Below are 21,126 nucleotides of genomic sequence, written 5' to 3' on the forward strand. Positions count from 1 at the left end.
TACTTGCCCCTATGGCTTACGACGATCTCCGCTCGCTGCTCAGGGCACTGGAGCGCGAAGGCGACCTCAAGCGCATCAAGGCCGAAGTCGATCCGTACCTGGAGGTCGGGGAGATCGTCGACCGGGTGAACAAGGCGGGAGGTCCGGCGCTCCTCTTCGAGAACGTCAAGGGCTCCGCCATGCCGCTCGCGATGAACGTCTTCGGGACGGACCGCCGGCTGCTCAAGGCGCTGGGGCTGAAGTCGTACGGCGAGATCAGCGAGAAGATCGGCGGGCTGCTGAAGCCGGAGCTGCCGCACGGCTTCGTCGGGGTCCGCGAGGCCTTCGGCAAGCTGGGGTCGATGGTCCACGTACCGCCGAAGAAGGTGAAGGACGCTCCCGTCCAGGAGGTCGTCCTCACCGGGGACGACGTCGACCTGGACATGCTCCCGGCGCTGTTCACCTGGCCGAAGGACGGCGGATCCTTCTTCAACCTGGGTCTGACGCACACCAAGCACCCGGAGACGGGCGTGCGGAACCTCGGGCTGTACCGCCTCCAGCGGCACGACAAGCGCACCATCGGCATGCACTGGCAGATCCACAAGGACAGCCGCAACCACTACGCGGTGGCGGCGGCGAAGGGCGAGCGACTGCCGGTCGCGATCGCCTTCGGCTGTCCGCCGGCGGTGACGTACGCGTCGACGGCGCCGCTGCCCGGTGACATCGACGAGTACCTGTTCGCGGGCTTCGTGCAGGGCAAGCGGATCGAGATGGTCGACTGCAAGACGGTGCCGCTCCAGGTGCCGGCGCAGGCCGAGGTGGTCGTCGAGGGCTGGCTGGAGCCGGGCGAGATGCTCCCCGAGGGTCCGTTCGGCGATCACACGGGCTTCTACACGCCGCAGGAGCCGTTCCCGGCGCTGAAGATCGACTGTGTGACGATGCGGAAGCGTCCGCTGCTCCAGTCGATCGTGGTCGGCCGGCCGCCGACGGAGGACGGGCCGCTCGGCCGTGCGACGGAGCGTTTCTTCCTGCCGCTCCTCAAGATCATCGTGCCGGACATCGTGGACTACCACCTGCCCGAGTCGGGCGGCTTCCACAACTGCGCGATCGTCTCGATCGACAAGAAGTACCCGAAGCACGCGCAGAAGGTCATGCACGCCATCTGGGGCGCGCACATGATGTCGCTGACCAAGCTGATCATCGTGGTCGACAAGGACTGCGACGTGCACGACCTGCACGAGGTGTCCTGGCGGGCGCTCGGCAACACGGACTACGCCCGCGACCTGACGGTCGTCGAGGGCCCGGTGGACCATCTCGACCACGCCTCGTACCAGCAGTTCTGGGGCGGCAAGGCGGGCATCGACGCGACGAAGAAGCTGCCGGAGGAGGGCTACACCCGGGACGGCGGCTGGCCGGACATGGTGGAGTCGGACCCGGCGACGGCGGCCCTGGTGGACCGCCGCTGGAAGGAGTACGGCCTGTGACCACCGCGGCCGTACCCGGCGCGCAGCCGGGCCGTACGAAGGCCTTCCTGCGCCTTGTGATGATCGAGCACTCGGTGTTCGCGCTGCCGTTCGCGTACATCGCCTCGCTGACCGCGATGTTCCAGCTGGACCGGAACATCCACTGGGCGAAGCTGCTCCTCGTCACCATCTGCATGGTGGGGCTGCGGACCTTCGCGATGGCCTGCAACCGGATCATCGACCGGGAGATCGACGCCCGTAACCCGCGGACCGCCCAGCGCGAGCTGGTGACCGGGGCCGTGTCGGTGCGGTCGGCGTGGACGGGGGCGGGGGTCGCGGTCGTCGTGTTCCTGGGGGCCGCCGCGCTGCTGAACCCGCTGTGCCTGGCGCTCGCGCCGCTCGCCGTGGTGCCGATGGTGGTCTACCCGTACGGCAAGAGGTTCACGAACTTCCCGCACGCGATCCTCGGGCTCGCCCAGGCCATAGGGCCGATCGGCGCCTGGCTCGCGGTGACCGGGGAGTGGTCCTGGGACGCGGTGATCCTCGGGCTCGCGGTCGGCATCTGGATCGGCGGCTTCGACCTGATCTTCGCCTGTCAGGACGTCCAGGCGGACCGCGCCCACGGCGTGATGTCCGTGCCGGCCCGCTTCGGCGTCCCGGCGGCGCTGTGGGGTGCGCGGGGCTCGGCCGTCGTCACGACCGGTCTGCTGGTCTGGTACGCGCTGGCCACCGAGGCCGGGACGTTCTTCTGGATCGGTCTGGTGATCGTGATCGTGGCGTTCTGCTACGAGCACACGATTGTGAAGCCGCACGACCTGTCCCGGCTGAACCGGGCGTTCTTCACGACGAACGGCTTCATCGGGATCTCCCTCTTCGCCTGCGCGCTGCTCGACCTGCTGGTGCGCGGCCTGACCGTCTAGGGCTGCCAGGGCTGCCAGGGCTGCCGTCCCGCCGGCCGTGGGGCACGGCGGGACGGCCCCGTGGCTCAGTCGCGGCGGTACTGCGCCGGGGAGTTCTTCGTCGCGGGATCCTCGTACGAGCCGGCCCTGCCGCGGTCCACGTGGAACGTGGTCAGCGTGGTGACCGGGGAGGCCGGGTCGCGGCGGTCGCCGATCACCCGCATGTGGGCGCTGAAGCGCTCCGGGGTGACCTCGTAGACGTCGTAGCCGTAGCGGTTGCCCTCGAAGTACTTCAGGTGCGGGTTGGCCGCGCCCATGACCGGGCCGTTCGTCGCGTTCCAGCTCGCCGAGTACGCGCCCGAGGTCACCGAGTGCGCGGTGAACTCCGTACCGATGACGGGCGACGCGACGTTGTCGAAGTCGGGCCGGATGTCGTCGACGAAGGCCGAGTGCCAGTCGCCGGTGATGACGACGAGGTCCTCCATCCCGGTGCTGTGCACATGCCCCAGGACCTCCTTGCGCTCGGCGAGGAAGCCGTCCCACTGGTCGGTGAACATGTACGAGCCGCCGGGACGGCCGCGCAGCTGGCTGAGCATGATCGAGTTGGCCCAGACGTGCCAGGTGTCCGGGGCGCGGTCGATGTTCTGCTTCAGCCAGGACTTCTGGCCGGCGCCGAGGATGGTGCCGTCGGCGAGGTTCTGCGCCGAGCGGTACGAGCGCAGGTCGAGCACCGTCAGCTCGAGCAGGTCGCCCCAGCGGCGGACCCGGTGGATCTCGGGGTCCGGCAGCGCGGTCGAGGCGCCGGCCCCGCCGTCGCGGTGCGGCATGTTCTCGTACCACGCCTGGTACGCGGCGGCCCGCCGCTGCATGAAGGGCGCGCCCCCGCCCGTACCGGAGTAGTCGTTCACGACCTCGTGGTCGTCCCAGGTCAGGAACCAGGGGTGGGCGGCGTGCGCCTCGCGCAGGGAGGCGTCGCCCTTGTAGAGAGCGTGGCGGCGGCGGTAGTCGGCCACCGTGAAGATCGACGGGCCCTCGTGGTCGCGGACGTGGTCCGCGGGGACACCGCCGACCTGCCCGTGCTCGTAGATGTAGTCACCGAGGTGGACGACGAAGTCGACGTCCTCGCGCGCGATTCCGCTATGCGCGGCGTAGAAACCGTCGTGGAACGCCTGGCAGTTGGCGGCGGCGAAGCGGACAGAGGCGACGCCTCCGACGGGCGCGGTCTTCGTGCGGCCGATCCGGCTCCGCTTGCCCAGCGCCGTGAAGGCGTACCAGTAGCGGGTGCCGGGGCGCAGGCCGTGGACGGGCACGTGGACGCTGTGGCCGAGCGTCGCGGAGGCCGGAGCCGTACCGCGCGCGACGACGCTCCGCAGCCGGGGGTCGGTCGCGACCACCCAGTCGACCTCGACGATCTCGGGCAGCTGCTGTTCGGCGGCCAGCGGCTCGGGCGCGAGCCGGGTCCACAGCAGGACGCTGCCGGGCTGCGGGTCGCCCGAGGCCACGCCCAGGGTGAACGGCGCCGGATCGTACTCCGCGCCGAGCGCCTGGGCGGCCTCCAGGGCCTGGGCGGGCGAGAGCCCGGCGGCCAGCGGCCAGACGAGGTTCAGGGCTCCGGCGGCTCCGGCGGCCTTGAGCAGATCGCGTCGGTTGAGCCTGGTCACTTGCGTCCCCCCGTGGTGTGCAGCGTGAGCGATATGGCGTCGGCGTAACCGTCGTTGGACGTCCCGCCGCCGCTGCGGGTGAGGACGAGCAGGACGCGCGCGGTGCGGGCGCCGGGCGGCACGGTGGCGGTCGCGGTGCGCTCCAGGAGCGCGGTACGGGACAGCCGCTCGGCGGCCGTCACCGGACCGAGTACGGAGAGGGCGACCGGCGTGCCCTGGCCGTCCCTGAACTCCACCGAGAGCCGGGCGCCGTCCTCCTGGGTCGCGTATCCGCCCAGCCAGCCGGCGAGCGTGTAGCGCACCTGCCCTGCGTCGACGGCCCGCCGCCCGGTGGTGCCGAGCGTGGGCAGGGCGATGTCCTGGACGAGAGCGGTACGGGGGCTGTTGCCGCCGGAGAAGAACCGGGTGCCCCGGGCGGCCGGTCCGGGGTCGGCGGGCCCGGGGTAACCACCCCCGAGGCTGTACGCGATGAGCGCGGGTGCCCCTTCTCGTACCTCCCAGCCGGTCACGGCGGTGACCGGCTCGGCGAACCCTCCGGGTCCGCTCTCGGCGTCGCCGTTGACTACGAGATTCACTCAAGCCTCCTGGATCGAGCGCAGCTGAAATCGGCTTGCGCATCGCACCAGTTGGGAGTGAACCGGGGAAGACGGGTCGGAGAACGGAGGTCGCGAGTTGTACAGACAACTACCGGGTAGCCGGATCCCGCGGCGGAAGACGAAGGCCGGCGCCTGACCGTGTGAGCAGGTTGCGGGTGTCTCCCGGTCCACCCCGGTGCCGCCCGACGTGCGGCGGGAGCAGTACGGACCCGCGGGTGTGTACTGTTTCGGTATGGACACCTATCCGCTCGTGGAAGCCCGCAATCAGCTGGGGCAATTGGTAGGCCGGGTCCGCCACGGCCATGAGCACATCCTGATCAGCGAGTACGGCAAGCCCGCGGCGGCGCTCGTGCCGATAGAGGAGCTCGCCGAACTCCAGCGCCTGCGCGACGAGGCGGACATCGCCGAGGCCAGGCGCCGCGAGGCGGATCCGGGCGGCGCGCCGCTCAGCCACGAGGAGTTCATGGCCCAGCTGGAGGCCGAGGACTTGGAGGCGCAGCGGTGACCTACGCCGTGGTGTGGGAGCACCTGGCAATGCAGGAGTTCCGCCGTCTTCGCACGGTCGACCCCGTGGGCGCGAAGGCGTGCGCGGCGGCCGTCCGGTCGTTGGCCGACCAGGCGCGCCCCGCCGAGGCGCGTCCCTTGGGCGGCTCTGGGTACTACCGGTTGTCGGTAGGGGATTGGCGTGTGTTGTACCGCCCGGACGACGTGACGATCACGGTGTACGTCGTCAAGGTCGGAAGGGCAGCCTGAGGAGGCGCCCCGCGCGGGCCGCCGGATAGGCTCGTCGGCGTGGAGCCGGTAGAGAAACAGCAGCGTCGTCCCTGGGTGGTCGGGGTGTCCGGGGCGTCGGGAACCCCGTACGCGGCCGCCGTCCTGAGGGGGCTGCTCGCAGCGGGGGAGAGCGTCGATCTGGTGGTCTCGCGGGCGTCGCGGCTGACCCTGCTCGACGAGACGGGGATCGCCTTCCGGGACGCGCACTGGCGCGAGGACCTGGCGGAGTGGCTGGCGCGGGGTGCCGACGGGAAGCCGGGGACGTTCGCTCCCGACATCGGCGACGTGCGGTACTGGAGCGCCGGGGATCTGGCCGCGGGGCCGAGCAGTGGCTCGTACCCCGTGAAGGGGATGCTGATCGTGCCCGCGTCGACCGCCTCGGTGGCGGGTGTGGCGCTGGGGCTTTCGAAGGACCTGCTGCAGCGGGCGGCGAGCGTGACGCTCAAGGAGCGGCGGCCGCTGGTGGTCGCGGTGCGGGAGACCCCGCTGAGCGGGCAGACCTTGAAGCAGCTGGTGGCGCTGGACGAGGCGGGCGCCGTGGTGCTGCCCGCCTCTCCGGCGTTCTACGCGGGGGCGACGCACATCCAGGATCTGGTGGACTTCGTCGCCGGGCGGGTGCTCGACGCGGCAGGGGTGCCGCACCGGCTGTACCGCCGTTGGGAGGGAGAGCTCGGTGGAGCCGCCTCCCGGGGGGATTAGCGCTTCTTGGCGGCGCGCTTCTTCTCTGCGCGCCGGGAAGCGGCGGACGGCTGGTGGGCACGCGAGCGGTTGGCCAGGTCCTGCAGCTCGCGCATACGGGCGTAGGCCATCTCGATCGTGTACACGGTGAACACCACTCCTGAAAGATCGTCTTTGATCAACTGAAAGATTCACAGGGTGTCGCCCCTGTGTGCCTTAGATTCTATACCTATACTCGCGGTATCGCTGGACAATGGAAGGCTTCATACCTATGGACGCCGTGGACAGGCAGCTCATCCAGGCTCTGCGCGAGAACGGCAGGGCTTCGTACGCCGAACTCGGCCGGCTCGTCGGGCTCTCCGGCCCCTCCGTCACCGACCGCATCAACCGTCTGGAGGCGGCCGGCGTCATCACCGGCTACCGCGCGACGGTCGACGCCGCCTCGCTCGGCCTCGGCGTGACGGCCCTCATCGGCATCTCCCTCTCCGACGCCGCCGACCACGAGGACGTGGCGCGCCGGCTGAAGGACCTCGCCGAGATCGAGGACTGCTGGTTCATCGCCGGCGACGACTCGTTCATGCTCAAGGTCCGGGCCAACGACGTCGACGGCCTGGAGAAGACGATCCGCCGGCTCTCCGGCACCAAGGGCGTCTCCCGTACCCGTACGACGATCGTGCTCTCCACCAAGTGGGAGAACCGGGTCGGAGATCTGCCCGAGGAGGGCTGAGAGTACGGTGGGTGGAGCCTGAAATCGTCAGACATGGGAGGCGGCCGCATGGACGCGGGACTCAAGCGCGAGCTGGAGCAGAAGGTCCGTTCCGGAGAGCGGCTGAGCCGCGAGGACGGCATCGCGCTGTACGAGTCCGACGACCTGGCCTGGCTCGGCGGCCTGGCCCACGAGGTCCGGACCCGTAAGAACGGTGACGTCGTCCACTTCAACGTCAACCGCCACCTCAACATGACGAACGTGTGCACCGCGTCCTGCGCGTACTGCTCGTTCCAGCGCAAGCCGGGCGAGAAGGACGCGTACACGATGCGCATCGAGGAGGCCGTCCGCCTCGCCAAGGCGATGGAGAACGAGAACCTCACCGAGCTGCACATCGTCAACGGGCTCCACCCCAACCTCCCCTGGCGCTACTACCCGCGCTCGCTCTCCGAGCTGAAGAAGGCCCTGCCGAACGTCTCCCTCAAGGCCTTCACCGCCACCGAGATCCACCACTTCGAGACCATCTCGGGCATGTCGGCCTCCGACATCCTCGACGAGCTGATCGAGGCCGGCCTGGAGTCCCTGACCGGCGGCGGCGCGGAGATTTTCGACTGGGAGGTCCGCCAGCACATCGTGGACCACCGCACCCACTGGGAGGACTGGTCCCGGATCCACCGCCTCGCGCACGAGAAGGGCCTCAAGACCCCCTCGACGATGCTGTACGGGCACATCGAGGAGCCCCGGCACCGCGTCGACCACGTGCTGCGGCTGCGTGAACTCCAGGACGAGACCGGGGGTTTCCAGGTCTTCATCCCGCTGCGCTACCAGCACGACTTCGTCGACATGCAGGACGGCAAGGTCCGCAACAAGCTCCAGGCGCGCACCACGATGGCGACCGGCGCCGAGGCGCTGAAGACCTTCGCGGTCTCCCGGCTGCTCTTCGACAACGTGCCGCACGTCAAGGTCTTCTGGGTCATGCACGGCGTCCAGACCGCCCAGCTGGCACTCCAGCACGGCGCGGACGACATGGACGGCTCGGTCGTCGAGTACAAGATCACGCACGACGCCGACAACTACGGCACGCCGAACAAGCTGGGCCGCGAGGACCTGCTGGAGCTGATCCGCGACGCCGGCTTCCGCCCGGTGGAGCGGAACACGCGGTACGAGATCATCCGCGAGTACCCGGGTCCGGACGCCGACCGCCGCGAGTCGCCCCAGCCGATGCGGGTCTGAGGCCGGGTCGGAGATGGCCCTGCGCTTCGCACTCGATCCCTCCATGTCCCCTGCCCTGCGGGACGGCATCCTGCGCCTGTGGGCGGACGTCTCCAACGCGGGCGGCGCCGTCGGCTTCGTACCGCCGGTGAGCCTGGACGACGTCCGGCCCGAGCTGGTCAAGCACCTCGTCGCGATGGCCGAGGGCCGGATGCGGCTCGTCGTCGGGTACGAGGAGGACGGCACCGTCGCCGCCACCGCCTTCGTCGCGTACAACACGCACCGGCTCATGAAGCACTGGGTGTGGCTGTACACCGTGATGGTCCACCCCTCCCACCAGGGCAAGGGATACGGACGCGACCTCATGGCCGCCGCCGAGGACGCGGTCCGCGGCTTCGACGGGATCGACGCGATCCGGCTCACCTGCCGCGGCGGCACGGGCGTGGACCGCTTCTACGCCTCCTGCGGCTACAAGGAGGTCGGGCGGGTGCCCGGCGCGATCCGGGTGGCCGAGGGAGACGACCGGGACGACATTTTCATGCTGCTCCCCCTGAATTGACCGCCCACCCGTCGCCCGACCGCCACCCCTCGTCGAGGCCCTGCGGGCCGCCCCCTTTGTTCCGCGTGCTTCACTGGTGGGGCGAACTGACACGGAAGAGAAAGGGGCCGTCGTGGCCGCGAACGGGACGGGCGCTGCGACCCTCCGCTACACCCTCATGCGCCTCGGCATCTTCGCCGGGTGCTTCTTCGCGCTCTGGGGACTCGTCTACGTCGGCGTGCTGCCGCGCGGCCTCGGCGACTCCAACCTGCTCTGGGTGCTCCTGCTCTCCATCGTGATCTCCGCGCCGCTCAGTTTCGTGCTGCTGCGCGGGCAGCGGGACGCCATGTCCGAGCAGATCGTGGCCAAGGTGGACCAGGCGAAGGGCCGCCTCGAGGCCAACAAGGCCCGCGAGGACGCATAAGCGCCACGTAAGGTTCCTCACAGCACACACCCCGATCGGGAGCTTCGAAGGCTCCTGACCGGGGTGTTCTGCGTTTCGGAGGCCCTGACCGGCCTCCGGTACCTCAAAGAAGGGCTTTGAGGTTCTCAAAGTTCAAGTGTTAACGTGTTCGCCATGACGACAGCTGTGCGCCTCACCGATGCCGCGAGCATTCCGCTCGTGGCGCGCCTGCATGTCGATCTGTGCCGCTGTATGTCCGCGGTCTGTTGCCGCGAGCTCTGACCCCGGCATCATGCAGCGGTACCGCCTGAGCGCGTGTGTACCGCACCCCCGTCCCCGTATTTCCCCGATACGCACCTGTGGAGTGTGTCTGTGTCCGCGTCCGCGTCCACGCCGGAGACGAAGTCCCCGACGTCCTCCCGCATACCCAAGATCCCCTTCTGGGCCCAGATCGTCGCCGGTCTCGTGCTCGGCGTCCTGCTCGGCTGGCTCGCCCGCAGCCAGGACGTCAGCTGGCTCAAGGAGACGCTCGGTCAGGTCGGCGACATCTTCGTCCAGCTCCTGAAGCTGGCCGTCGCCCCGCTCGTCTTCTTCGCGATCCTGGTGTCGATCACCAACCTGCGCAAGGTCAACAACGCCGCCCGGCTTGCCGCCCAGACGCTGGTCTGGTTCATGATCACGTCGCTGATCGCGGTCGGTATCGGCCTCGCGATCGGCCTGCTCACCAACCCGGGCGCCGGCACCGGGCTCACCCCGCAGGACGGCAAGCTGCCGAAGCGCGAGGGCACCTGGATCGACTTCCTGACCGGGATCATCCCGACGGACGTCATCACGCCGTTCACCGAGCTGAACGTCCTGCAGATCGTCTTCATGGCCGCCGTCGCCGGTGTTGCCGCGCTCAAGCTCGGCGACCGCGCCAAGCCGATCCTCGCGCTCTCCGAGTCGGTCCTCGAGCTGCTGCAGAAGGCCCTGTGGTGGGTCATCCGCCTCGCCCCCCTCGGCACCGTCGGCCTCATCGGCTTCGCCATCGCCGACTACGGCTGGGAGCTGATCGGCAAGTACGCGACCTTCACCGCCGACGTCTACATCGGCTCCGCGCTGGTCATGTTCGGCGTCTACCCGCTGCTGCTCGCGACGGTCGCCAAGGTCAACCCGCTGCAGTTCTTCAAGGGCGCCTGGCCGGCCATCCAGCTGGCCTTCGTCTCCCGCTCCTCGGTCGGCACCATGCCGGTCACGCAGAAGGTCACCGAGCGCCTCGGCGTCCCGAAGGAGTACGCCTCCTTCGCCGTCCCGTTCGGCGCCACCACGAAGATGGACGGCTGCGCCGCGATCTACCCGGCGCTCGCCGCGATCTTCATCGCGCAGATCTTCGACGTCCAGCTGGGCATCCAGGACTACCTGCTGATCGCCTTCGTCTCGGTCGTCGGCTCCGCGGCCACCGCGGGTCTCACCGGCGCGACGGTCATGCTGACCCTGACCCTCTCCACGCTGGGCCTCCCGCTGGAGGGCGTGGGCCTGCTGATGGCGATCGACCCGATCCTGGACATGATGCGCACGGCCACGAACGTTGCCGGCCAGGCCCTGGTCCCGGTCGTCGTCGCCGCCCGCGAGAAGATCCTGGACGTCGACGCGTACAACGCCGCCTCCTCGTCGCCGGTCGACGAGCGCGAGCCGCTGGCCGTCGCCGCGTAGCGCTCGGGCGCGCAGCCGCCGTCGATGCCCATGCCCCCGGTCACGGGGCATGGGCATCACGGCTTTCCGGTCGCCTGCAGGCGGTCGTGCGGCGGTCAGGTCGTTCCGGCACCCGCGACGGCTCTCGGCCACGGGCCGGCCGCCCACGAGTGAAGACGCCGTAGGCTCTCCCCCGGATCAGGCGAGCGGGGTGGGGGAAGGATGACCGAGGTGGGCGCCACGAAGGTCAAGCGGCTGCCGCGGGCGGTGCGCGAGCAGCAGATGATGGACGCCGCCGTGCAGACCTTCGGGCAGCGGGGGTACCAGGCCGCTTCCATGGACGAGATCGCCGAGCTCGCGGGCGTGTCCAAGCCTCTGGTCTATCTGTATCTGAACTCCAAGGAAGAGCTCTTCACCGCCTGTATCCGGCGGGAGGCGAAGGCGCTGCTCGCCGCCGTCGCGGCCGGGGTGGACCCCCGTCTGCCGGCCGACGAGCAGTTGTGGGCCGGGCTGCTCGCCTTCTTCACGCACACCGCCGAGCACCCCGACGGCTGGGCCGTGCTGAGCAGGCAGGCGCGGACGCACGGGGAGCCGTTCGCCAGCGAGGCCGCGCAGATGCGCGACGAGATCGTGGCGTACGTGGGGACGCTGATCGGGGCCGCCGCGGAGGAGACGCACCGCGAGACGCGGCGGGATCCGGAGCTGGCCGAGCGGGACGTCGCCGGGCTCTCCCAGGCCCTGGTCGGCGCGGCCGAGTCGCTGGCCTCCTGGGCCAACGAGACGCCGGGCATGACGGCCTGGGAGGCGGCGGCGACGCTGATGAACTTCGCGTGGGCGGGGCTCGGCAACCTCATGAAGAGCGAGCGCTGGTCTCCCCGTTGACGCCGCGCAGATGAACCGGCGCCCGCGAGGCCCGGGAGCCGTCGGACCGTCACCTGGCTCCTCGCTCAGACGCTGAGCGGCACCTCGTGGATCTCGTCGGCGGCGTGGCCGGTGCGCTGGTGGATCCGCTGGACCGCGTCGGCCGAGGGGCCGGTGGAGAGGCAGTAGACCGTGCCGGACGCCGGGTCCGCCCAGGCCCTCTGGAAGTGCACGCCCTCGTCCTTCTCGATGGCGAGGTCGGCGGCGTGCGCCTCCCTGAGCTGATCGGCGGTGATGCCCACCATGTTCCGGTGGACGTCCATGTACGTACTCATCTCGTTCCACCTCCTCTTCTCATGGTGCGCCCGCCCCCGGGTCAGGGCCAGAGCAACTCCCGCGCCCAGCCCGACGCCCCGCCCCGCCGGTAGCGGAGCCGGACGTGCCGGCGCTGTGCGTCGCCCTGGAAGAACTCGACCTCGGTCGGCTGGAGGACGTAGACGGTCCAGGTGGGGGAGTGGGCCTCCGGCTCCGCCTGCGCCCGCTCCCAGGCCTCTCCGCTCGCCCGGGTCAGGTCCTCGACCGAGCCGAGCACCTCGCTCTGGCGCCCCACCAGCGCCGAGGCGAGCGCGCCCGTCGTGCGGGCGTGCAGATCGTCGTACGCCTCGCGTGCCGTGCCGGTGGTGACCGGGCCGCGCAGCCGGACCTGGCGGCCCTGGACCGGCCAGTAGAAGCCGAGGGCGGCTTCGGGACGGGCGGCCAGCTGGCGGCCCTTGGCGCTGCCCGCGTGCGAGGCGAAGTGCCAGCCGCGCTCGTCGGCGCCGTGCAGCATGACCGTACGGACGTCGGGCCGTCCGTCCTCGTCGACGGTCGCCAGGGACATCGTGTGCGGCTCGGTCTGTCCCGCCCGGGCCGCCGCCACGAACCAGTCGTGGAACAGCGGCAGCGGCTCGGCGGGGGCGGTCTCGGGGGCGAAGCCCGGCAGGTCGGTGTCCCAGACCCGGAGGGAGCGGAGCGTGCTGTCGAAGTCGGTCATGCGGAAACCCTAGGCCGACCGTCCCCGTGCCCGTCCGCGTACTCCTTCACCGGGACGGCGTGGGCCGCGCGCTGGACGTCGTCGCGGATCTTCTTCGCGATGAGGTTCTTCCACGGTGTGCGGGGGAGCGTGCGCACCATGGCCATGCGCAGGGCGATCTTCCAGCGCGAGGAGACCGTCATCTCCTTCACGAAGCCCTTCGCGAACGTCTGGTTCTGTTCCACGCCGGGCCGCATCACGTGCTCGTACGCGTCGAACGCGGCACGGTGGTCCCCGCCCGCCGCCGCGAGTTCGCCGGCCAGGACGTACGCGCCGGTCAGGGCGAGGCCCGTGCCCTGGCCCGAGGCGGGGGAGGTGCAGTGGGCGGCGTCGCCGAGGAGGACGACGCGGCCGCTGGACCAGCGGTCCATCTCGATGAGGGCGATCGAGTCGAAGTAGAAGTCCTCGGCGTCGGCCGAGTCCGCGATCAGCCGCGGGATCTCCCAGTCGTCTCCGGCGAAGGCGTCGGCGAGCAGTCGCTTCTGCCGCGCGGTGTCGCGGTGGTCGTAGACGAGTTCCTCGGGCGAGGAGAAGACGAAGCAGTTCTTCGCGGTGTGCGCCTGCTCGCCCGCGGAGCTGTAGACGGAGATCAGCTTGTCGGGGCGAGCGTGGTACGTCTCCCAGCGGGTGAGGCCCAGCCGGTTGGGGGCGGTGAAGATCGAGATGTACGCGCCGAGGTGGCGCTTGAAGCGCTCTTCGTCGCCGAAGACGAGCCGGCGGGTGTTCGAGTGCATGCCGTCGGCGCCGACCACCAGGTCGAAGCGGCGGCGGGTCCCGCTCTCGAAGGTGACGTCCACGCCGTCTCCGTCGTCGGCGAGGGCGGCGATGGAGTCGCCGAAGAGGTACTCGACGTCGTCGCGGGTCCGCTCGTACAGGATCCGGGCGAGGTCGCCGCGCATGATCTCGTCGTCCTGCTCGACGCGCCCGCCGAAGATCTCGGCGGGCATCTGCCCGACGGTGCGGCCCTGTGCGTCGACGTACGAACCACCGTCCATGTCGGTGGAGTTGGCCCGGATCTCGTCGAGGATGCCCATCCGGCGGCAGACCTCGACGGCGGTGCCGCGGATGTCGACCTTGTAGCCGCCGGTGCGCAGTTCGGGGGCGCGCTCGACGACGGTCGGGGCGAAGCCGTAGCGGTGGAGCCAGAGGGCGAGGGCGGGGCCGGCGATGGAGGCGCCGGAGATCAGGACCGTCTTGTTCGCGGGCGTGCGCGTCATGGCAGGACTCCTCGTCGGGTGGTGCGGGGCCGTTCCGGCCCCGCACAGATGACTATACGGATGTCCTACACGCCTGTCTATGACGTTTGTATAGATCCCTGGGCGGGGTCGGGCCCCGGGGTCAGCCCCGGCCGAGCACCACCGTTCCCGAGGAGCAGAACCAGCCGCCCGTCCCCGATGCCACCGCAAGCTCCGGCAGGCTCCCGTCCGCCCGCCGCACCTGGAGCCCGGGCGCCTCCCCGCGCAGCTGCCGCACCGCCTCGACCAGGAGGAACAGCCCCCGCATCCCCGGGTGGCAGGCCGAAAGGCCGCCGCCGTCGGTGTTCACGGGGAGCCGGCCCTTCTCCTCGACGAACGGGCCGCCCTCGCCCTTCGCGCAGAAGCCCAGGTCCTCCAGCGTCACCAGCGTCATGTACGTGAAGGCGTCGTAGATCTCCGCGAGATCGATCTCCTCCGGCCGTACCCCCGCCCGTTCGAAGGCGAGCCGGCCGCTGACCGCGGCGGGGGAGACCGTGAAGTCCTCCCACTGCGACATCGCGGTGTGCGAGACGTGTTCACCCGTGCCGAGGATCCACACGGGCGCCTTCGCCGTGTCCGGCACGTACTCCTCGGCGGCGAGCAGCACCGCGGCGCCGCCGTCGCTGCGGATGCAGCAGTGCAGCTTGGTGAAGGGATCCGCGATCATCGGCCCGCCGAGCACCTCGTCGACCGTGATCGGCTCGCGGAACATCGCCTCCGGGTTGAGCGCGGCGTTCGCCCGCGCCTGGACGGCGACCTCGGCGAGCTGTTCCAGGGTGGTGCCGTACTCGTGCATGTGGCGCCGGGCGGCCATCGCGTACTTCGCGATCAGTGTGTGTCCGTGGGAGACCTCGAACTGCAGCGGCCCGCGCGCCCCGAAGGAGAGGTTCGCGGTGCGGCGCCGGGCCCTGATGTCGGCGCGGGCGGTCGATCCGTAGACCAGCAGGACGGCGTTGGCGTGCCCTGCGGCGATGGCGTCGGCCGCGTGCGCGGCCATCACCTCCCAGGTGGCGCCGCCGACGGCGGTCGAATCCACCCAGCGGGGGCGCAGGCCCAGGTACTCGGCGACCTCGACCGGTGCGAGGGTGCCGAGGCCCGCCGAGGCGAGGCCGTCGATCACCGAGCGGTCGAGACCGCTGTCCGCGAGGGCGCGGCGCGCGGCCTGGGCGTGCAGAGTGTAGGGAGTGGCCTCGTCGACGCGGCCGCAGTCGGAGAGGGATATGCCGACGACGGCGACGCGGCGCCCGGCGTGGTCGCGGTTCCGTGAAGTGGTGGGCATGAATCTGACGGTACATCAGATAGGGAGAATGGGATGGTCGGAAGTGCCGCCGAGGACGTGGACGGCTACCTCGCCGAGATCGTGGAACCGGACCGGCTGACGGTCCTGGTCCGGCTGCGCGAGCTGTGCCGTACGGAGCTCCACGGCTTCGAGGAGGACATGGCGTACGGGATGCCGGTCTACCGGCGCCCGGGCGGGGAGCCGGAGATCGCCTTCGCCGCGCAGAAGCAGTACATCTCCTTCTATCTGATGCGGCCGGACATCCGGGAGGGCTTCGAGGACCGGCTCGCCGATCAGGACATGGGCAGGGGCTGCCTGCGTTTCCGGCGTACCGAGAACGTCGACTTCGACCTCGTACGGGACCTCCTGCGGGCGACCGCGCGAGGCCCTGGTGAGATCTGCTGATCCTGGCTCTGTGTTTCTGCCCCTCCCCGGCCTAACATGACGGGCCGTCAGATACGGAGGGGAGCTCCATGGACGCCGCCTTCACCGCGGAGCAGGACGAGATCCGCCGCACCCTGCGCGAACTGCTCGCCAAACGCTCCGGACCCGCCGAGGTCCGCGCCGCCGTCACCACCCCCGAGGGGTACGACACCGACCTGTGGCACCGGATGTCCGGCACCCTCGGACTCGCTGGGCTCGCCCTGCCCGAGGAGTACGGCGGCGTGGGCTGCGGCCCCGCCGAACTCGCCCTCGCCTGCGAGGAGACCGGCCGCGCCCTCGCCCCCTCCCCGCTCCTCGCCACCGCCGTCCTCGCCGCCCCGCTGATCGCCGCCCTCGGCGGCGAACGGCAGCGCGCCGACCTCCTGCCGCGCATCGCCGATGGGTCGCTGACCTGCGCCCTCGCCGTCGCCGGGGGCTCCCTCGCCCTCGCGCTCGGACTGACCGGCGACAACGCCGACGAGCCCTGGGCCGGGGGCGGCCGGGCCGGCGGCGTACAGGCGAGGTCCGCGGAGGGGCGGTGGCGGCTGTACGGAGAGGCGGCCCAGGTCCTCGACGGACACAGCGCCGGCCTGCTCGTCGTCGCCGCGCACGCCGGCGGCTTCGCACGCAGCCGGACCATGCTCTTCCTGGTACGCGGCGAGGCCGCCGGACTCCTCCGCGTACGGCAGCCGACCCTGGACGCCACCCGCTCCCAGGCCTCCGTGCAACTACGGGACGTGGAAGCCGAGTTGCTCGGCGAAGAGCCGGTCGACGTGCTCGGGGCGCTCGCCGCGGTGGGGCGGACGGCTTCGGCCGTCCTCGCGGCCGAAGCGGTCGGCGCGGCCCAGGCCGCTCTCGACCGCACGGTCGAGTACGTCGGATCCCGCGAACAGTTCGGCCGGCCCGTCGGCTCCTTCCAGGCGGTCAAGCACCGGCTCGCCGACCTGTACGTGCAGGTGGAGGCCGCGCGCTCGCTCGCGTACGGCGCCGCCCGCGACCCCGGTACGGGTGCGCTGGCCCTCGCGGCGGCCCTGGAGGCGCTGCGGGCCGTGGCGGCGGAGACGATCCAGCTGCACGGCGGCATCGGCTTCACCTGGGAGCACGAGGCCCACCTCTACTTCAAACGGGCGACGGCCGACGAGCTGCTCTTCGGGCCGGTGCGCCGGCTGCGGGCGCGGGTGGCGCAGGAGACCGGACTCTTCGGGGAGGTGGCGGCGTAGTGGCCGTCGGCGTGCGTCTGATGCAGAAGGTCTCGTCCACGCGGACGTTCGCGAAGGTCGCGCCGCACTTCATCCCGGCGATGGACCGGGCCGTGCACCGGCTGACGCGGGGGAAGGTGATGCTGAGCGCCCAGATGCTGCCCGGTCTGATCCTCACCGTACGGGGGGCGAAGTCGGGGCTGCCCCGGGTGACACCGCTGGCCTGCATGCCCGAGGCCGACGGGAGCTGGCTGCTGATCGGCTCCAACTTCGGGCGGGAAGGGCATCCGGCCTGGACCGGGAACCTGCTGAAACACCCGGAGGCGGAGGTGAGTTGGCGCGGCGAGAGCATCCCCGTACGGGCCGAGCTGCTCGGCGGGGAGGAGCGGGCGGCCGCCTGGGAGGCGGCGCTCCGGTTCTGGCCGCCGTACGCGACGTACCAGGCCAGGGTGGAGCGGGAGATCCGGCTCTTCCGCCTGACGCGGCGGTAGCCCGGGGTGGCCCGGCGGTGGTGGGCCCGGGCAGGTCCGGACATGGGAACGCCGACGGCAGTCTCTCGAACGGGACCGCCGTCGGCGCGACAGGACGGATGAAGGGACGGGTGCGCGCTACTTCGTCGGCTTCTTGCCCGTGATCCCGAGGTGCACCAACAGCGCGAGATTCGGCTTCAGTTCGGCCTGTTTCACGCCCCAGGTCTGGAAGCCCTTCTGGTGACCGGCCACCGAGGCCAGCATCGCCACCAGGGAGCCCGCCATCGCCGCGGGGCTGACGTCCTTGTCGACCTTGCCCTTCGACTGGAGCTCCTTCACCGCGTCCGTAAGGGAGTTGGTGACGGAGTTCAGGATCTTCATGCGGATCTTGTAGAACCGCTTGTCGCCTTCTGCGGCCCCGAGGTCCACGACCCGCAGGATCGCGTCGTGCCGGCGCCAGAAGTCCAGGAAGCCCTCGACCAGTTCCTCGGAGGTCTGCCAGCCCGCCTTGCCGACCCAGGAGCGGCCGGAGACCAGATCGGTCAACCCCGCGCCCTCCTTGGCCATTTCCTCCGCGATCTCGAGGACGGCGCCCTCGACGTCGGGGAAGTACTGGTAGAACGTCGCGGGTGAAGTACCCGCCTTCCGGGCCACGTCGATGACCTTGACGTCCCGGTACGGCGAGGAGCTGAGCATCTCGCTGAGGCAGTCGAGCAGCTTCTGCCGCGTCGCCTGACCGCGTCGTCCGGCCACGCGGCCGTCGACGGTGCGTACTTGTCCTGTCATGCCGTCAGCTTACCGAGGGGTGATCGGCGCGCGATTCGGCCGACTGCAAATGGGGTGCACCGCCTGACCGGGGCGGTCCGCGGAGGTCCCCCGGCTCCGGGAGGGTCCGGGGAGGCGTCGGGGTGATCCCGGGAGGGCGCGGAGGGACGCCCCGGGGGCCGTCCACACTCGAAAAGGCTTATTAACAGCCTGTGGACAACTTCGGTGGACAACTCACGGAAGCCAGGGAGCGCCGGGTCCCTATATGGCGGTATGTTCGATTACGGGGCGTGCGGGGCGGGTCACCCGGACCTAGCGTGGAACCATGGCCGTATTCACAGAGGGCACCCCGTGCTGGGTGGAAGCGCAGCTCCCCGACCTCGAGGCGGGGAAGCGGTTCTACGGTGAGCTCTTCGGCTGGACCTTCGACCCCGACCGCGACGAGGCCCTCAGCGGCGGCAGGCGGGTCGCCGGTCTCGTACCGAAGCGGGACGGGCGGATGCCCACCACCTGGACCGTCTACCTCGCCACCGAGAACGCGGGCACCCTCTCCGCCCGGATCAAGGCCGCCGGCGGGCAGATGATCATGGAGCCCTACCCGGTCGGCCCCTTCGGCGTCCTCGCGCTCGCCGCCGATCCCGGCGGCGCCGTCTTCGGCCTGCGGCAGGCGGGCGACGACAACGGCTTCGAGAAGACGATGCTCCCCGGCTCCTTCTGCTGGATGGAGGTCTACACGAGGGAACGGGACGCGGTCGACACCTTCTACGCCTCCGTCTTCGGCTACCTCGGCCGCCAGGTGGAACCGGACGAGGAGGGCAGGGCGGCCGACTTCGACTACCGCGTCTGGTCACCGCCCGGCTCCCGCCCCGGCGACGACACGGCGTTCGGCGGCCGCGCCGTCCTCACCGAAGCCTTCCCGGCCGAGATGCCGGGGCACGTCCTCGTCTACTTCGCCGTCACGGACTGCGACGAGACCTGCGCGACCGCCGTCTCCCTCGGCGGCCGGGTCACGAACCCACCCTTCGACACCCCGCACGGCCGCATCGCCGTCCTCCGGGACAACCAGGGCGCCCGCTTCGCGGTCCTGGCGGAGCCGTCCGCCGAGCCCGTTGCCGAGCCCGCCGCCGAGCCCGTTGCCGAGTCCGCCGCCGAGCGCGCCGATGAAGCCCGCGCCGAGCGCGGTGACGAAAGCGTCGAAAACGCCTAAGAGCCCCCACCGCGTCCGGCGATGTGAGTCGAGACGCCGTCCCTGAGGGTGGAGGCGAGGACGACTCCCGCCTCCGTGGCCAGGCAGGCGTTCTCGCGATTCCCTGCTTCGGCCACGTCGCATCCCGGCGTGCGGAGCCCTTTCCGGCCTCACTGGGTACCTGGGGACGCCGACGCGGCTCGTGATCAGCGCTCACCCCCGAGTGCCGGGGGTAGCCGCTGAACATAATTCGCCCTATTTATTACCTTCACGAGTAAATTACTGCTAAAAGGGCGAGTTGTGAATTTACCGACTCGGTGCTCTGGGGGTGGGGTGAAGAAAGAGGGTCCATCTCGCGTGCGATGATCTGCGCTCGTGAGAAGAAACAACGGAGTTTGCCGAGGGATTCGGCAGGCCATGGGTGCGGCCACGGTAGGAATCCTGCTCGCCGCGGGTATATCCGTCGGTGCGGGAACCGCGCATGCCGACACGTCATTTGCGGAAATTCCGTACAGTGAATTCGAGATGCGCAGCCACTCGGACCGGACAGAATCTGTAGACGCCCATATTGCGGCTGATCCCCGGCTGTCCAAGGTTGGGCTGGACGCCATTGTCGCCACCGGAACCGGGAAGGCCGGCCTCTGCTATCCCACACCCTTCAATCCCGGTGTGGACGCCGACGGCTACTGCTGGAACAACAGCGAAGACGACAGCGGTTCGACCGGCTGGGCTCCTCAAGGCCTGTCAGTTCCGCACCATGCAAGCAGCGACGGTACATGGAATTCGAAGCGTTGGGAGGTCACCAGCTGGCACGACTCCGGCGACCTGCCGGCGAAGTTGCGTTTCGTCGACCGCTCTTCCGCGACGCCCCGATACATCGACGTCCTCTTGGCCGAATTCAACATGCACGGGGAGCTCGTCCAGCTTCAGACGCACGCCGACAGCGTCGTCTGGTACGGAGACAACCTCCTGGTCGGCAGCGGTGCCGTCATCAACGTCTTCCGCCTCACCGATCTCCTGCGAGCCCAGCACGACCCTTCCGGGTTCCCCTACGTGCTGCCGCTCTCGGCCATGTTCCGCACACCTGAGAACGGGGGCACCCCCTGTGCCGCCGTCTCCGGAGACCGGCCGTGTCTGAACTCGCTGAGCTTCGACCGGGCCAACGGGGCTCTGCTGTCCAGCGAATGGGTTAATGATCCGTCTGGGGGAGGCCGGATTGTTCGCTGGCCGTTCGACTTGAACACCGGTCTGCCCAAGGTGGGGCAGGCCAGTGGTGCTTGGGTTTCCCCGATCGTCCGTATGCAGGGCGCCGTGTACGCCCAGGGCACGTTCTTTATGAGCGGCTACTGCCCGGCCAGTTTCGACAAGCCGTACCGCGAGCAGACGTGCGTGCATAAGGCCACGCCCAACAGTGCAACGTATGTCTTGACAGCTGTCCCCGACATGACACAGAACCTCGACTGGGATTCCTCGACCGGACGCGTCCGGGGAATCAATGAGGTCGTCCAGGCTGATCAGCCCTATCGGCAGCGACTCGTCTTCGACTTCTCGCCCAGCGCCCGCCCGATCACGACATTCCGGCTCAAGAATGTCAGCAGCGGAAAGTGTCTGCTGCCGTACGGAGGAAAACTTCAGGACGGCATCACCATCGTGCAGTGGGGCTGCAATGGAACGAGTTCGCAGAACTGGTTCTGGGACGGTACCCAGATCCGGAACTTCCAGAGCAGCGGCTGCATGACCGTCTATGGCGGAAGCACATCGAACGGCGCTGTGATCAATCAGTGGGAGTGCAATGGCAGTGCGGCGCAACAGTGGTACAAGGCCAGCAGCTCGGCAGGTGGGGTCCTCATGGTGAACTCCGGAAGCAATCTGTGCCTGACGATCTACGGGGGCAGTAGCACCGACGGAGCGGAGGCCGTTCAGTGGTCGTGCAACAGCACGAGCCCTGCGCACGCCTGGACCGGCAGCAGCGTATGAGCAAGTTCACTGGCCCCGTCACCCTCGCGTGCGCGGACGGAGGTACGAGCAGGGGGACCCGGCTGACCTGGACGGCGGC

Annotated in this window: 24 protein-coding genes; 16 read left to right on the top strand and 8 right to left on the bottom strand. The window is 70.0% G+C overall.

The annotated features are described in order from the left end of the window. Positions 1-11: 11 nt before the first annotated feature. Together ACFV9D_RS28635 and mqnP are read left to right on the top strand one after the other, a co-directional pair. On the top strand, positions 12-1,463 hold the full coding sequence (locus ACFV9D_RS28635; protein WP_385152251.1) for a menaquinone biosynthesis decarboxylase: 1,452 nt from the start codon (positions 12-14) through the stop codon (positions 1,461-1,463). Beyond that, positions 1,460-2,362, top strand: coding sequence for a menaquinone biosynthesis prenyltransferase MqnP (mqnP, locus tag ACFV9D_RS28640; RefSeq protein ID WP_385152254.1), 903 nt, complete (start codon positions 1,460-1,462; stop codon positions 2,360-2,362). Before ACFV9D_RS28635 ends, mqnP begins: the two co-directional genes overlap by 4 nt. A 65-nt stretch (positions 2,363-2,427) precedes the next feature. On the opposite strand, the gene ACFV9D_RS28645 is transcribed toward mqnP, so the two are convergent. Both ACFV9D_RS28645 and ACFV9D_RS28650 read right to left on the bottom strand, forming a co-directional pair. Continuing rightward, positions 2,428-4,002 carry an alkaline phosphatase D family protein gene (locus ACFV9D_RS28645; protein ID WP_385152257.1) on the bottom strand — a complete coding sequence of 525 codons (1,575 nt, stop codon included), beginning with the start codon at positions 4,000-4,002 and terminating at the stop codon, positions 2,428-2,430. Next, on the bottom strand, positions 3,999-4,577 hold the full coding sequence (locus ACFV9D_RS28650) for a phosphoesterase (RefSeq protein ID WP_385152260.1): 579 nt from the start codon (positions 4,575-4,577) through the stop codon (positions 3,999-4,001). The genes ACFV9D_RS28645 and ACFV9D_RS28650 overlap by 4 nt, the downstream gene beginning before the upstream one ends. Positions 4,578-4,830: 253 nt before the next feature. Between ACFV9D_RS28650 and ACFV9D_RS28655 the strand changes: the two genes are divergently transcribed. The 3 genes from ACFV9D_RS28655 to ACFV9D_RS28665 are packed head-to-tail and all read left to right on the top strand — an operon-like array spanning position 4,831 to position 6,071. Next, positions 4,831-5,103, top strand: a complete 273-nt coding sequence (locus ACFV9D_RS28655; protein WP_385152263.1) for a type II toxin-antitoxin system Phd/YefM family antitoxin — start codon at positions 4,831-4,833, stop codon at positions 5,101-5,103. Continuing rightward, complete coding sequence (locus ACFV9D_RS28660; RefSeq protein WP_385152266.1) at positions 5,100-5,351, top strand: type II toxin-antitoxin system RelE/ParE family toxin; 252 nt, start codon at positions 5,100-5,102, stop codon at positions 5,349-5,351. The genes ACFV9D_RS28655 and ACFV9D_RS28660 overlap by 4 nt, the downstream gene beginning before the upstream one ends. Before the next feature lie 39 nt (positions 5,352-5,390). Then, positions 5,391-6,071, top strand: coding sequence for a UbiX family flavin prenyltransferase (locus ACFV9D_RS28665; protein ID WP_385152269.1), 681 nt, complete (start codon positions 5,391-5,393; stop codon positions 6,069-6,071). Here the strand turns inward: ACFV9D_RS28665 and ACFV9D_RS28670 are convergent. Continuing rightward, positions 6,068-6,196 carry a hypothetical protein gene (locus ACFV9D_RS28670; RefSeq protein WP_385152374.1) on the bottom strand — a complete coding sequence of 43 codons (129 nt, stop codon included), beginning with the start codon at positions 6,194-6,196 and terminating at the stop codon, positions 6,068-6,070. The two genes, ACFV9D_RS28665 and ACFV9D_RS28670, sit on opposite strands and share 4 nt — an antisense overlap. Positions 6,197-6,321: 125 nt before the next feature. On the opposite strand from ACFV9D_RS28670, the gene ACFV9D_RS28675 reads away from it, so the two are divergent. From ACFV9D_RS28675 to ACFV9D_RS28700, 6 genes are all read left to right on the top strand, one after another. Further along, positions 6,322-6,777 carry an Lrp/AsnC family transcriptional regulator gene (locus tag ACFV9D_RS28675; protein ID WP_031013392.1) on the top strand — a complete coding sequence of 152 codons (456 nt, stop codon included), beginning with the start codon at positions 6,322-6,324 and terminating at the stop codon, positions 6,775-6,777. A 48-nt stretch (positions 6,778-6,825) separates the two neighbouring features. After that, complete coding sequence (gene mqnE, locus ACFV9D_RS28680) at positions 6,826-7,989, top strand: aminofutalosine synthase MqnE (RefSeq protein WP_329119378.1); 1,164 nt, start codon at positions 6,826-6,828, stop codon at positions 7,987-7,989. A gap of 13 nt (positions 7,990-8,002) precedes the next feature. After that, on the top strand, positions 8,003-8,527 hold the full coding sequence (locus ACFV9D_RS28685; RefSeq protein WP_385152272.1) for a GNAT family N-acetyltransferase: 525 nt from the start codon (positions 8,003-8,005) through the stop codon (positions 8,525-8,527). Between the two features lie 112 nt (positions 8,528-8,639). Further along, entirely contained in the window at positions 8,640-8,930 is a 291-nt protein-coding gene (locus ACFV9D_RS28690; RefSeq protein WP_385152275.1) for a DUF4229 domain-containing protein, read from the top strand. Positions 8,931-9,281: 351 nt separating this feature from the next. Then, a complete protein-coding gene (locus ACFV9D_RS28695) occupies positions 9,282-10,601 on the top strand; it encodes a dicarboxylate/amino acid:cation symporter (RefSeq protein WP_385152277.1) in 1,320 nt (439 codons plus the stop codon). Positions 10,602-10,811: 210 nt separating this feature from the next. Continuing rightward, positions 10,812-11,462 carry a TetR/AcrR family transcriptional regulator gene (locus tag ACFV9D_RS28700; protein ID WP_385152279.1) on the top strand — a complete coding sequence of 217 codons (651 nt, stop codon included), beginning with the start codon at positions 10,812-10,814 and terminating at the stop codon, positions 11,460-11,462. A 65-nt stretch (positions 11,463-11,527) separates the two neighbouring features. Here the strand turns inward: ACFV9D_RS28700 and ACFV9D_RS28705 are convergent, their stop codons facing one another. The 4 genes from ACFV9D_RS28705 to ACFV9D_RS28720 form a co-directional block, all read right to left on the bottom strand. After that, entirely contained in the window at positions 11,528-11,776 is a 249-nt protein-coding gene (locus ACFV9D_RS28705; protein ID WP_385152282.1) for an SCO4226 family nickel-binding protein, read from the bottom strand. A 41-nt stretch (positions 11,777-11,817) separates the two neighbouring features. After that, entirely contained in the window at positions 11,818-12,474 is a 657-nt protein-coding gene (locus ACFV9D_RS28710) for a pyridoxal 5'-phosphate synthase (protein WP_385152285.1), read from the bottom strand. Beyond that, positions 12,471-13,730 (bottom strand): FAD-dependent monooxygenase, encoded by a 1,260-nt coding sequence (locus ACFV9D_RS28715; RefSeq protein WP_385152288.1) that lies wholly within the window; start codon positions 13,728-13,730, stop codon positions 12,471-12,473. Before ACFV9D_RS28715 ends, ACFV9D_RS28710 begins: the two co-directional genes overlap by 4 nt. Positions 13,731-13,851: 121 nt before the next feature. After that, entirely contained in the window at positions 13,852-15,027 is a 1,176-nt protein-coding gene (locus ACFV9D_RS28720) for an acetyl-CoA acetyltransferase (RefSeq protein ID WP_385152291.1), read from the bottom strand. 33 nt (positions 15,028-15,060) lie between these two features. Here ACFV9D_RS28720 and ACFV9D_RS28725 point away from each other — a divergent pair, with 33 nt between their 5' ends. From ACFV9D_RS28725 to ACFV9D_RS28735, 3 genes are all read left to right on the top strand, one after another. Continuing rightward, positions 15,061-15,432, top strand: coding sequence for an iron chaperone (locus ACFV9D_RS28725; protein ID WP_385152294.1), 372 nt, complete (start codon positions 15,061-15,063; stop codon positions 15,430-15,432). Positions 15,433-15,500: 68 nt separating this feature from the next. After that, positions 15,501-16,670, top strand: coding sequence for an acyl-CoA dehydrogenase family protein (locus tag ACFV9D_RS28730; protein WP_385152297.1), 1,170 nt, complete (start codon positions 15,501-15,503; stop codon positions 16,668-16,670). Continuing rightward, positions 16,670-17,140, top strand: a complete 471-nt coding sequence (locus ACFV9D_RS28735) for a nitroreductase family deazaflavin-dependent oxidoreductase (RefSeq protein WP_385152300.1) — start codon at positions 16,670-16,672, stop codon at positions 17,138-17,140. Before ACFV9D_RS28730 ends, ACFV9D_RS28735 begins: the two co-directional genes overlap by 1 nt. Positions 17,141-17,257: 117 nt before the next feature. Here ACFV9D_RS28735 and ACFV9D_RS28740 read toward each other — a convergent pair whose 3' ends face one another. After that, a complete protein-coding gene (locus ACFV9D_RS28740) occupies positions 17,258-17,905 on the bottom strand; it encodes a TetR family transcriptional regulator (RefSeq protein WP_362367284.1) in 648 nt (215 codons plus the stop codon). A 304-nt stretch (positions 17,906-18,209) separates the two neighbouring features. Between ACFV9D_RS28740 and ACFV9D_RS28745 the strand changes: the two genes are divergently transcribed. Both ACFV9D_RS28745 and ACFV9D_RS28750 read left to right on the top strand, forming a co-directional pair. Next, the gene (locus ACFV9D_RS28745) at positions 18,210-19,091 is read left to right on the top strand and encodes a VOC family protein (RefSeq protein WP_385152303.1); all 882 of its coding nucleotides are present in this window, start codon (positions 18,210-18,212) and stop codon (positions 19,089-19,091) included. A 396-nt stretch (positions 19,092-19,487) separates the two neighbouring features. Then, entirely contained in the window at positions 19,488-21,047 is a 1,560-nt protein-coding gene (locus tag ACFV9D_RS28750; RefSeq protein ID WP_385152306.1) for an RICIN domain-containing protein, read from the top strand. Positions 21,048-21,126 lie beyond the last annotated feature (79 nt).

The sequence above is a fragment of the Streptomyces sp. NPDC059875 genome (assembly GCF_042731085.1).
GTDB lineage: Bacteria > Actinomycetota > Actinomycetes > Streptomycetales > Streptomycetaceae > Streptomyces.